This is a genomic window from Lancefieldella parvula DNF00906, from assembly GCF_000758945.1.
GTDB lineage: Bacteria > Actinomycetota > Coriobacteriia > Coriobacteriales > Atopobiaceae > Lancefieldella > Lancefieldella parvula_C.
In genome coordinates this window covers 117,866-129,279 of sequence record NZ_JRND01000007.1, presented here as the reverse complement: position 1 = coordinate 129,279, position 11,414 = coordinate 117,866, and the positions used below count along the sequence as shown (strand labels likewise).

Below are 11,414 nucleotides of genomic sequence, written 5' to 3'. Positions count from 1 at the left end.
TAATTTCTACACAATTCGCAGTCTTTAGTGAACTAAGGGGCATTCTGGTCATTAAATTACTCATATATCCTTGTGGTAATCCCTTATTTTTCATCTATATATAGTGTTGTCTTTTTGCGTTAGCTTTTTACGCATTTTTTAGCATTATCTTCGTTCGAGTTTTACGCGATTTTTGACGCTGTCTTCTTACGCGATTTTGACGTTGTCTTCTTGCGCTTTTTTACGCTGCTTTTTGTAGTGTCGTTTTACGCCGCTTTTTAAACGGTCTTCTCGACACGCTTTGTTTGAGCTAAATCTCGTCTTTTACAATCTGGCAAGCTGCGTCAAGGAGCTGATCGCGCAGTGTTTCGTTGGAAGCCTCAGAATACACGCGTACCAGCGCATCCATACGAGAAGGACGAATGAGCACCCAAGAATCGTCTTTAAACTGAAGCTTAAGGCCATCGGCATGGCTTACCGAAACAGGCACTTTACCTGCAACGTTTTCTGGATTGAGGCCTGGAAGGATGTTTCTGAACGCCTGGGTAGCTGCAGCATCAAGTCGTACTCCTCGCCTGCTATAGCACATGCGACCCAGCTCAGCCTCATCCTCAGCAACAAGCTGTGCAAGCGATTTGTGGGTGTACGCAAGCATTTCCACGACGAGCAGGGCCACAAGCAGGCCGTCTCGCTCCAAAAGGTGGCTTGGAATGCAGATTCCGCCATACTCCTCTGCGGCGAGAAGAACGTCTCCTTGCTCAATCTCTGAATAGAGTCGAGCAAATCCAACGGGCACGCTTGCGGATTCCAGCCCAAGATGAGCTGCTTGCCTGGACACTGTTGCGGAACAGGTTAACGTAGAAACAACTCGACCAGTTTGCTTGCGGTTTTGTACAAGATGGCGAGTAATAAGCGGGATAAGCTCGTGTGGACTAAGAAGTCGGCCGGTTTCATCTACAGCAGCTGCACGGTCTCCGTCGCAATCAACCAAGAGGCCCAGCTGTGCATGGCGACTTACCACCATCGAAGAGCACTCATCGGCCCAAGGATCTGCTGGCTGTGGGTGGATGCCGCCAAAATCCCTGACAGGACCTTGATGCATTTGATGGACAACGCATCCCGCAGATGAAAGCACGTCGGCAAGAAGGTCTGTTGCCGCACCATACATAGGGTCAACTACCACGCTAGGACGCAGCTCCTTGATAACAGGCACATTAATCTGATCAAGAAGTGCACGCTTATAAGGCGTCACAATATCTGTTGTGGTAAAAGTTCCACGCTGGTCTGTTGGCTCCAGCGGTGTTGCAGATTCTACGCGCTGAAGAAAATCACGCGAAACTGGGCCACCGTTAGCAGCACGAATAATCATGCCGCAATATTCGCAGGAAAGCTCGGTTGCAGAAATGATAAGGCCACCAGCTACATTTTTATGCTGCGCACAAGCCCAGCAAATAGATGGCGTGGGGCAAAACGTCTCGGAAACGCGCACGTCAAGGCCAAAGGAGGCCAGTGTTGCTGCAGCCTCAAGGGCGGACGAATCTGCCTCGAAGCGCGTGTCAAAACCGACAAACACAATGCCGCCAGGCAACTCCTGTGACCAAACAGTACCAAGGGCTTCTGCAAGTCTAACTACATTATCCCTGGTAAAGCTTTTGTCATAGCGGGCTTGCCAGCCATCGCTGCCAAAACGGAGTATGTCAGGTCTTTTATCCAATGCGGTTGGCATAGCTGCCGAGCGCCTCTTTAAATGCTGCTGCAGAACTCTGGTCAGAGAGTGCCATGCGTGCATTAGTTGCTGCCCAAGCTGCGGGAGTGCCGGTATCGCAGCCCTCTTCCGCGTCAATTACCAGCGCATACATCTCTTCCTCAGCAAGCAGACGCTCCATTGCATCTGTCAGCTGAATCTCGTTGCCAGCACCAGGACCCTGAGTTGCCAGGAGCTCCATAATCTTTGGAGAAAGCAGGTAACGGCCAACAATAAACAGGTGAGAAGGAGCGTCCTCTGGACGGGGTTTCTCGACAAGGCCGGTTACTTTCCAAATAGCACCCTCGCCCTCAGAGTTATCTGAAGGAGAAGAGATGCACTCACCTGCGATAATACCGTAGCGATTCACCTGATCTGCAGGAACTGGAGCAACTGCAATGACGGATGCACCATTGTGCTGCTTAGAAATCTCTGCCATGCGGATGCACATCTGACGGTCTGGAACAAAGTAATCGCCGAGAAGTACAAAGAATGGCTGGTCACCAACACCATCTGCGGCACAAAGCACGGCATGGCCAAGGCCACGAGGATTGTCCTGATAGGTAAAGGAAACAGGAAGTGCAGAAGCTGCATGGACCTTCTCGGCAAGGTCTTGCTTTCCACGAGAAGAAAGGTCTGCCTCAAACTTCTGGTCTTCAGCAAAGTAGGTTTCAATCTGTGGCTTCTCGCGAGAATTGATGATGATTACCTCATCAACCTCTTCTGGCTCAAGAGCCTCTTCTACTACGTACTGAATGACGGGCTTATCCAAAACAGGCAACAGCTCTTTAGGGGTTACCTTTGTTGCAGGTAGAAAGCGCGTACCTAGACCAGCTGCTGGGATAATTGCCTTCATGTGTTTGCCTTTCACCTATGAGCCCTGTTGGCTCTGCACACCTAACGTGTGCTTGTAAGAATGACGGTTTTGCCGCCGATAAACTCAAATGACAGGCGCTTTTATACGTACCTAGCTTGCATAAGCGCCAGGTTACGTTACTTGCTTGGAATCTCAATTCCACGCTTCTCAAGGAATTCAATGAGCTTAGCCAGCGTGTCTACAGAAAGTGAGTGCTCCATAAGGCAAGCCTCTGCATCTGCAGTCTCTGTGTCTACACCCAAGTCCTCCTCAAGGAAGGTGCGAAGCGCACGGTGAGCACGCCATGTGGTACGGGCATTTGCCTCGCCTTCTTTGGTCAGCGTGACACGACCATAACGGCTCTGCTCAACCATGTCCTGCTCTTTAAGCTGGGACAGTGCCTTGTTGACGCTTGCCTTGGAAACATCAAGACTCTCGGCAATATCAACGGAGCGGACGCTCTTATCGTCATCTGGCTGCTCAAGTGCAATTCGATAAATTGCCTCGAGATAGTCCTCGCCGGCTTTTGTCAGTGTGTGGTCGTTTTGTACGTTATCGTTGGCCATAAATCTCCTCCGACGACTGCTTGACAGTCTTTTTCATGCAAAATCAGTTGCGCTACGCAACGAAAATATTTCTAACACTTGAATGATACCCAAAAACGGCGCTTAGTTTTACTGGCGAGAAGAGCTGTTTGAAGATTCTGAGGACTCTTCTGAGCTTTTCTCGGCAGCCTCAGCATTTGCCTCGGCATCTGTTTGTCCGTTTAAGCTAGACGGATCGTCTCCTACATCAATTACTTTCATCATCTTTGCAAGTGCATCTTCATCTGCGATGACATACGACTGACCGTCAATTTCTGTTCCCTCGGATGGTACGTATGCCGTATAGATATCCTTATCAGTGTTCATGCCAATCATCTGAGTGCCCAAAGAAATAATGTCTGAGACAGAGAGATCAGTAATAACCATGCTTGCCGTTGAATTGACAGTATTTGCAATGGCTACAGGGTCTCCTGTGTTCAGAATCTGAGCAATCATAGCCTTGATGAAGGTTCTCTGATGGCGCATGCGGGTGTAATCGCTGTCTGCAAAAGCGTAGCGAACACGAGTAAAGAAGAGTGCCTGAGCACCGTTCAGTTTCTGAACACCGGGGTACAGTTCAACAACGTCGCTGAAGTTCTCTGTATCACGCATGTACTGCTCAACGTTTACGGTTACGCCACCAAGAGCATCGGTAATGCCTGCGAGACCATCAAAGTTGACCTCTGCATAGTGGGCAATATGTACGCCGCACAGTTCATTTACAGCTTGTACCATGCCATTTGCGCCGTCATAGTAGTGGACAGCGTTAATCTTCATGTAAGAACCCTTCCACAAGACACGGGTATCTCGTGGAATAGAAAGCATGGTCACACGCTTATGGATAGGGTCAACGCGCGCCAAAATAATGGAATCCGCACGATATTCAGTCTCGCCAGGTCGACCGTCGGTTCCTAGAAGCAGCATATAATAGGGGTCGCTTGGTGCAGAAGGCTCCTGAAGCGTCTGACGAAGCTCAGCAGTAATGACCTGTGAGTTATTGAGCTGTGCCTGAACGCTTGCATACCAGATACCTGCGCCCACCACAGCGGCAACAAAAACAGCAGCAAGAACGCCCAGAAGCGACCTGACTACCATCTGCTTTCTGAAGACACGCTTACGACGCTTGTGGTAGCCCTCTGCCTGCGTGCGACTAAAAGGAGAGTTACTAACCGCAGCGTTCTGCGACGTATTGGCTGCAGCGCTTGGTGCAGTACCTTGGGTACTTCCCGTAGCAGTATTTTGTGCAGTGTCAGCCGAAGCGCCCTGTGCGGCCCCGTTGTCGAGCAGTTTTGCATGCTTTGGTTTAGTTGACACAAACTATCCTTCGATAAAGTCGTCGTCTGGAATGGTAGTGCGCTGAGCATCTGCTCCCAGCGTGACGAGTTTCTCGACAAATCCTTCGTAACCGCGGTCAATGTGATGAATGGCAGAAACGATTGTTTCTCCCTCGGCCACAAGACCAGCCATAACAAGCGCAGCACCACCACGAAGATCTGGTGACTTGACCTGCGCCCCCTCAAAGCCGGAGACGCCGCGAACAATAGCGTGATGGCCCTCAATGGTAATATCGGCTCCCATGCGAGAAAGCTCAGACGCCAACATAAAGCGATTCTCAAAGACGTTTTCTGTAATGATGCAGGTACCCTTAGCCAGAGCAAGCAGCGTCATGGTCTGTGCCTGCATGTCTGTTGGAAAACCCGGGAATGGCAGCGTCTGGATATCGATAGCTTTAAGATCTTGCTGGCGAGAAGCCCTTGCCCACCTATCTCCGGTCTCGATGGTAATGCCCATCTGCTCATACTTCTTAAGTACCAGGCCAAGGTGATTTGGCTCGAAGCCGTGAACAGTAATAGGCTCACCAGTAAGCGCGCCAATAGCCAGGAAGGTACCAGCCTCAATGCGGTCGCCGACAACTTCATGCTCAACAGGATGCAGCTCTGTAACGCCGTGAATCTCAATAACAGGAGATCCGGCACCCTGAATGTTGGCACCCATTTTGTTGAGCATAGTAGCAAGGTCAACAATTTCTGGCTCACGAGCTGCGTTATCAATGACCGTTACACCCTTGGCAAAAACTGATGCCATCATCAGGTTTTCTGTTGCGCCAACGGAGGCAAAGGCTAAAGAAACGGTCTCGCCGGTTATGCCGTGAGGAGCGCTTGCGTGAATATTGCCGTGCTCAACCTTAAATTCAACACCCAAAGCCTCGAGGCCCAGGATGTGCATGTCAATTTTGCGAGCACCGATATTACAACCGCCTGGCATCGCCACAACAGCCTTGCCAAAACGAGAAATAAGGGGACCCAAAACAGCAGTTGATGCACGCATCTGTGCAACAAGACTGTAAGGAGTCTCCCAGCTTGTAATATCTGTGGTATCAATTTTGAGCTCGTGAAGACCAACGACTTCAATGCGAGCGCCTAACGTCTTGAGCACCTTGCCCATGACGTGAACGTCTGCAATATTAGGAACGTTAGTGAGTGTAGTAACACCAGGAGCCATGATGGTTGCAGCCATCAATTTAAGGGCAGAGTTTTTTGCACCCTCTACAGTGACCTCTCCTGTGACAGAACGGCCACCTACTACTTTTATGACGTCCATAAACCTCCGAAAACGACAGTGAGAGAATTTTACTCCTCAACCACTTGCTTCAGAAGTAGATTACACCAGTCTATCTTTTTTTCGTAGTAGGCACGACGATTATCGTCTTCTGGAAGAGAAAGCATCTGGTCAATGACGTCATCTCTTGTCTCGCGCACAACATCTGCATCAATGTCATCAACGCGACGAGCATGATCTGCCAAGATAATGACTCCTGTTGGATCGATTTCTGCGTATCCACCAGAAATCACTATCTTGGTCATAGATTCTTCATTCTCTGGATGAGGCATGTGCAGTCTTACAACACCATCGCCAAGCGCAATGATTTCTGGTGCGTGGCCTGGCCACACACCATACTCTCCATCTGCTGAAGCAAGAATCAGACTTTCAACGGTTCCTTCGTAAAGGAGCTTATCTGGTCTGACAAACTGACAAGTCAACTCAGCCATGAGAAATCCTAGTTCTGTGAGCTATCCGAAGCGGACATCTTTGCAGCGCGCTCGCGAACATCTTCGATGGTGCCTGCAAAACGGAATGCCTGTTCAGGAAGGTCATCGCACTTACCGTCAATAATCTCTGCAAACGAGCGGACAGTCTCCTCAACGGTGCAGTACACACCAGGGTTACCAGTGAACTTCTCGGCAACGTGGAATGACTGAGAGAGGAACTGCTGAATCTTACGGGCGCGAGCAACGGTGCGCTGCTGCTCCTCAGAAAGCTCGTCCATACCCAGAATTGCAATGATGTCCTGAAGGTCGGAGTACTCCTGCAGGGTCTCCTGAACTGCCATAGCAACGCGGTAGTGCTCTGAACCAACAATGGATGGATCAAGAGCAGAACTGGAGCTGGCCAGAGGGTCAACTGCTGGGTAAATACCAAGCTCGGTAATAGCACGAGAAAGAACGGTAGTTGCATCCAAGTGCGTAAAGGTTGTAGCAGGAGCAGGGTCAGTAAGGTCGTCTGCAGGGACGTAAACTGCCTGTACGGAAGTAATAGAACCTTCCTTGGTGGAAGTAATACGCTCCTGAAGCTCGCCCATCTCTGTAGCCAGGGTTGGCTGGTAACCAACTGCGGAAGGCATACGACCAAGAAGTGCGGAAACCTCAGAACCTGCCTGAGAGAAGCGGAAGATGTTGTCGATGAACAACAGAACATCCTGGCCCTGATCACGGAAGTACTCTGCAGTAGTAAGGCCTGCAAGAGCAACACGCATACGAGCTCCTGGTGGCTCGTTCATCTGACCGTAGACTAGGCAGGTCTTGTTAATAACGCCGGACTCAGTCATCTCGAGGAAGAGGTCGGTACCCTCACGAGTACGCTCTCCAACGCCGGTGAATACGGAAGTACCACCATGCTGCTGAGCCAGGTTGTTAATAAGCTCCTGAATCAGAACGGTCTTACCAACGCCAGCGCCACCAAAGAGGCCAGTCTTTCCGCCTCGAACATAAGGCTCGAGAAGATCGATTGCCTTGATGCCCGTCTCGAAAATCTCTGTCTCAGTAGTGAGCTCTTCGAAGAGAGGTGCTGGGTGGTGAATTGGATAAAACTCAACGTCTTCAGGAATATCTCCACCGTCGACTGGCTGACCCATGACGTTCCAGACGCGGCCCAGCGTAGACTCGCCTACTGGCATCATCATTGGCTTGCCGGTGTCCTTAACGCGAAGGTTACGCTGAAGACCATCGGTTGACGACATAGCGACGGTACGAACAACACCACCGGGAAGCTGAGACTCAACCTCAAGAACGGTGCTGACGTGACCAACAGGCGTGTCATCCTCTACCGTCAGTGCGGTATAGATGCTTGGAACAGGTCCGTCGAACTTAACGTCGACAACTGGTCCAACTACGCGAACGATTACGCCATCGTCAACGTGCTGATTGCGCTTGTTGAGAATAGCTTCCTCAAAGGAAGAAGTCTCTACTTGCATATCTGACATTACATATCCTCCAATGCTGCAGCACCACCGATAATCTCATTGAGCTCAGTGGTAATTGCGCCCTGGCGTTCGCGATTGTACGTACGGCTAAGAGCGCCTAAGACGTTCTCAGCATTATCAGTTGCAGACTGCATTGCACGACGGCGTGCACCATGCTCGGCTGCAGCAGAATCAAGAAGTGCGTGGAAGATGACCGTCTTGATATAAGCGGGCATCAACGAATCAAGTACCTGAGAAGCAGATGGCGAGAATTGATATTCACTCTTGTTATACGTCTTCACCTGTGAGAGGGCTTCTTCGGTACGTGGTTTATTAGGAATCGTGAGTTTATCGCGCGAAATAGGAAGAAGTTGCTCTGTAACCTGCTCTTGGTCAACACGGTTCTTTGCATGCCAGTACTTGATTACGACACGATCAATCTTACCCTTGATATAGCCATCCATGATATAGGAGGCAATACGATCAGCCTGGTCTGCTGTAGGCTCAGAGGAAATGCCTACATAGGACATGGTGGGCTTGATATTTCTATACGTAAAGTACTCAGTTGGCTTGCGTCCGCAAGTAATTATCTCGGACGACACACCCTTAGCCTTAAGACGTGCCATCTCATGCTCAACCTCGCGTTGAGGCAGGATGTTAAATCCGCCTGCAAGGCCACGGTCAGATGCGATGACTAAGAACAGCACGTTCTTCTCGACTTTATGTGTAGCAAGAAGAGGCTGTTTCTTAGGATTAAAGCCAGCGCCTGCTACATTTGCAAGCATAAGGGTAATAGCTTCCTTATATGGCGAAGCAGCCTCGGCCCTATCAAGTGCCTTGCGGACACGCGCTGTCGAAATCATCGACATCGTGCGCGTAATCTGCATGGTGCTCCTGATGGAGCTCATACGCCTCGATATTTCGTGAAGGTTCGCCATTGATAATTACTCCTGCAATGAACCCTGGGTTACTGCGTCAAAAGAGCCTGGTGTGTCTGAATTAGCTTCTGCCTCATCCACAACCTTGTTTGGATGCTCTTCCAAGAACTTAGCCTTGAAGTGCTTAATGTGATCACTCAAGCGCTCTGCCTGCTCATCAGAAATCTTTCCGTTGCGCAGAGAGTTGCGGAGCTGTGGGTGATACTCACTCATGTACTGAGCAAGGCCATCACGGAAGAGAGCAACGTTCTCAAGATCAACGTCATCAATGAAGTTCTCTTTTGCAGCGTAAATTGCGCAAATCTGGTCTACTACGTCCAGAGCTGAATAACGTGGCTGCTTGAGAAGCTCCATCATATGAGCACCGTGGTTGAGCTGGTACTGCGTAGTTGCATCCAAGTCGGATCCGAACTGCGAGAATGCCTGCTTCTCACGATAACTTGCAAGGTCCAGACGAAGTGTACCTGCAACCTGCTTCATTGCCTTGACCTGAGCGTCGCCACCAACGCGGGATACAGAAATACCTACGTCGACTGCTGGGCGCTGGCCCTGGAAGAAGAGATTAGACTGCAGATAAATCTGGCCGTCTGTAATGGAAATGACGTTTGTAGGAATGTATGCAGAAACGTCGCCTTCCTGCGTCTCAATAATTGGAAGTGCGGTAAGAGAACCTGCTCCGTTTTCATCGGAGAGCTTACATGCACGCTCCAGCAAGCGTGAGTGCAGGTAGAAAATATCACCAGGATATGCCTCACGTCCTGGTGGACGATGAAGCGTCAGTGACATCTGACGGTATGCAACTGCCTGCTTAGAGAGGTCATCGTAAACAACAAGAACGTGTCCGCCTGGATGGTCTTTGTCAGCAGGCTTGCCGTCCTTATCGTTATACATAAAGAACTCACCAATAGCAGCGCCTGCCATAGGGGCAATGTACTGCATTGGAGCAGAATCGGCTGCGGTAGCTGCAACAATGACGGTCTTGTCAAGAACACCATGGCGGGAAAGAGACTCGCGGATGTTTGCAACTGTAGACGCCTTCTGACCGATGGCGACATAGATACAAATCATGTCGGTGTTCTTCTGGTTTACGATTGCGTCAATTGCGATAGCGGTCTTACCGGTCTTACGGTCACCAATGATCAACTCACGCTGACCACGGCCGACAGGAACCATAGCGTCAATTGCGAGAAGACCAGTCTGAACTGGCTCGCAGACAGGCTGGCGCTGCATGATGCCAGGAGCCTTGAACTCAATAGGACGGCGATGTGTAGCGTGGATAGCGCCAAGACCATCAATAGGCTGGCCCAGTGGGTTAACAACACGACCAAGCATGTCGTATCCAGCAGGGATGTCCATAACACGGCCAGTAGTGCGACACTCGTCGCCTTCCTTAATCTCAGAAACTTCGCCGAACAAAACAGCACCGACAGAAGTCTCATCAAGGTTCTGAGCAAGACCGAATACGCTGTGGCCAGTAACGGAGCTGGTAAACTCCAGCAACTCGCCTGCCATAGCGCTGCGTAGGCCAGCAACACGAGCAATACCGTCTGCTACCTCAGTAACAGCAGATACCTCTTGCTGGGATACGGTTGAATTGACCTTAGAAAGGCGCTCTCTAAGCTGTGCCATTACAGCATCTGAGCTAAGCGTTCCTTCCTGTATGGTGGTCTTATCAGTCATTACAATTCACTTTCAACGTGATCTGAAGAGAGCCTACTCTTAATGTGAGTGAGTTGTGTCTTTACCGATGCATCATAACGATGATCACGTGCCTCAACTACGATGCCGCCCAAAATCTTGGGATTAACACGCTCAATAAGATACACCTGAGTATTGAAGTTCTTCTCGAGCTTCTCGGTGACCTTTGCACGTAACTCATCATCAAGAGGCATTGTAGTAGTTACCGTTACTGTAAGTGTCTTGTCTTCTTCTTCAAGAAGCTCCTGGAACGTAGCGGCAACATCATTGATAAGGTTGACATCCTCACTCGCCTGCATAGCACCAAGAGTCTCAAGAACTTCTGGAGAGAACTTCTTTGCGTGCTGCACCTGTACAAGGTCTGCAGTTGCACGACCCTCTGCGCGGCCAGCCTCCAGGAGTGCCCTGGTATAGCCCTCTACTTTTCTGTCTTGATCGTCTTTATTAGTGCTCATCTGGAGTACCTACTTCCGCAAGGTACTTTTCGGCAAGAGCACGCTGCTGCTCTACTGAAAGCTCGTTGCCAATAATCTTTCCGGCAATATCGACGGCAAGATCAACAACGGAATCAGAAAGCTCAGCCATGGCGTGACGACGCTCAGACTCTACAACGCCCTTACCCTTAGTAATAATCTCGACAGCTTCTGCCTTTGCCTGCTCGATAATACGAGCACGCTCTTCTTCGCCCTCACGCTTAGCAGCAGAAACAATCTCGTCTGCTTGCTGCTTAGCTGCGTCGATACCAGCTGCTGCGATTTCACGATCCTTGTTGGCTTCCTCGCGAGCCTTTGCTGCAGCGTCCAGATCGCCTTGGATCTTCTCTTGACGCTTGTCAAGCATACGTAGAACGGAAGGCCATACAAACTTTGCTACAACAGCAAAGATGATCAGAAACGCAATCAGAGCAGGAACAAACTCAGCGGGCTTTGGAAGAAGAATATCGGCACCACTTGCACCCTCTTCAGCAAGTGCGACTGAGGGAGCCATTGCCACAAGTAGAGCAGCAGTTGCGCCTACTGTGCTGGCTTTTTTAACTCCCTTACAAATCGTATTCATGCATTCCTCCAACGTAGCGTTTTCGCTGTTACAAACAGTA

11 protein-coding genes are annotated in these 11,414 nt (G+C 50.1%); all 11 read right to left on the bottom strand.

Annotated elements, in window-relative coordinates; all coding sequences use genetic code 11:
• Positions 1–289: 289 nt before the first annotated feature.
• Positions 290–1,705, bottom strand: coding sequence for a phosphohexomutase domain-containing protein (locus HMPREF1647_RS01680; RefSeq protein ID WP_035431482.1), 1,416 nt, complete (start codon positions 1,703–1,705; stop codon positions 290–292).
• Positions 1,686–2,579, bottom strand: a complete 894-nt coding sequence (locus tag HMPREF1647_RS01675; protein ID WP_035431480.1) for a UTP--glucose-1-phosphate uridylyltransferase — start codon at positions 2,577–2,579, stop codon at positions 1,686–1,688. The genes HMPREF1647_RS01680 and HMPREF1647_RS01675 overlap by 20 nt, the downstream gene beginning before the upstream one ends.
• Positions 2,580–2,716: 137 nt before the next feature.
• Positions 2,717–3,145 carry a metal-dependent transcriptional regulator gene (locus tag HMPREF1647_RS01670; RefSeq protein ID WP_035427232.1) on the bottom strand — a complete coding sequence of 143 codons (429 nt, stop codon included), beginning with the start codon at positions 3,143–3,145 and terminating at the stop codon, positions 2,717–2,719.
• Positions 3,146–3,253: 108 nt separating this feature from the next.
• Positions 3,254–4,477 (bottom strand): LCP family protein, encoded by a 1,224-nt coding sequence (locus tag HMPREF1647_RS01665; RefSeq protein WP_035431478.1) that lies wholly within the window; start codon positions 4,475–4,477, stop codon positions 3,254–3,256.
• Between the two features lie 3 nt (positions 4,478–4,480).
• Positions 4,481–5,764, bottom strand: a complete 1,284-nt coding sequence (gene murA, locus HMPREF1647_RS01660; protein WP_035427229.1) for a UDP-N-acetylglucosamine 1-carboxyvinyltransferase — start codon at positions 5,762–5,764, stop codon at positions 4,481–4,483.
• Positions 5,765–5,793: 29 nt separating this feature from the next.
• A complete protein-coding gene (gene atpC, locus HMPREF1647_RS01655; RefSeq protein WP_035427227.1) occupies positions 5,794–6,213 on the bottom strand; it encodes an ATP synthase F1 subunit epsilon in 420 nt (139 codons plus the stop codon).
• An 8-nt stretch (positions 6,214–6,221) separates the two neighbouring features.
• Complete coding sequence (gene atpD, locus HMPREF1647_RS01650) at positions 6,222–7,703, bottom strand: F0F1 ATP synthase subunit beta (protein ID WP_187468904.1); 1,482 nt, start codon at positions 7,701–7,703, stop codon at positions 6,222–6,224.
• On the bottom strand, positions 7,703–8,620 hold the full coding sequence (gene atpG, locus HMPREF1647_RS01645) for an ATP synthase F1 subunit gamma (RefSeq protein WP_035427225.1): 918 nt from the start codon (positions 8,618–8,620) through the stop codon (positions 7,703–7,705). Before atpG ends, atpD begins: the two co-directional genes overlap by 1 nt.
• Positions 8,621–8,626: 6 nt before the next feature.
• Positions 8,627–10,300 carry a F0F1 ATP synthase subunit alpha gene (gene atpA / locus HMPREF1647_RS01640; protein WP_035431477.1) on the bottom strand — a complete coding sequence of 558 codons (1,674 nt, stop codon included), beginning with the start codon at positions 10,298–10,300 and terminating at the stop codon, positions 8,627–8,629.
• Positions 10,300–10,773 carry an ATP synthase F1 subunit delta gene (gene atpH / locus HMPREF1647_RS01635; RefSeq protein WP_035427221.1) on the bottom strand — a complete coding sequence of 158 codons (474 nt, stop codon included), beginning with the start codon at positions 10,771–10,773 and terminating at the stop codon, positions 10,300–10,302. Before atpH ends, atpA begins: the two co-directional genes overlap by 1 nt.
• Positions 10,763–11,374 (bottom strand): F0F1 ATP synthase subunit B, encoded by a 612-nt coding sequence (atpF, locus tag HMPREF1647_RS01630; protein WP_035427219.1) that lies wholly within the window; start codon positions 11,372–11,374, stop codon positions 10,763–10,765. The genes atpH and atpF overlap by 11 nt, the downstream gene beginning before the upstream one ends.
• Positions 11,375–11,414: the final 40 nt, after the last annotated feature.

Bases quoted from the DNA above. Each gene is read 5' to 3' on its own strand.
- HMPREF1647_RS01680 (WP_035431482.1), bottom strand. From the start codon at position 1,705: ATGCCAACCGCATTGGATAAAAGACCTGACATACTCCGTTTTGGCAGC.
- HMPREF1647_RS01675 (WP_035431480.1), bottom strand. From the start codon at position 2,579: ATGAAGGCAATTATCCCAGCAGCTGGTCTAGGTACGCGCTTTCTACCT.
- HMPREF1647_RS01670 (WP_035427232.1), bottom strand. From the start codon at position 3,145: ATGGCCAACGATAACGTACAAAACGACCACACACTGACAAAAGCCGGC.
- murA (WP_035427229.1), bottom strand. From the start codon at position 5,764: ATGGACGTCATAAAAGTAGTAGGTGGCCGTTCTGTCACAGGAGAGGTC.
- atpC (WP_035427227.1), bottom strand. From the start codon at position 6,213: ATGGCTGAGTTGACTTGTCAGTTTGTCAGACCAGATAAGCTCCTTTAC.
- atpD (WP_187468904.1), bottom strand. From the start codon at position 7,703: ATGTCAGATATGCAAGTAGAGACTTCTTCCTTTGAGGAAGCTATTCTC.
- atpG (WP_035427225.1), bottom strand. From the start codon at position 8,620: ATGGCGAACCTTCACGAAATATCGAGGCGTATGAGCTCCATCAGGAGC.
- atpA (WP_035431477.1), bottom strand. From the start codon at position 10,300: ATGACTGATAAGACCACCATACAGGAAGGAACGCTTAGCTCAGATGCT.
- atpH (WP_035427221.1), bottom strand. From the start codon at position 10,773: ATGAGCACTAATAAAGACGATCAAGACAGAAAAGTAGAGGGCTATACC.
- atpF (WP_035427219.1), bottom strand. From the start codon at position 11,374: ATGAATACGATTTGTAAGGGAGTTAAAAAAGCCAGCACAGTAGGCGCA.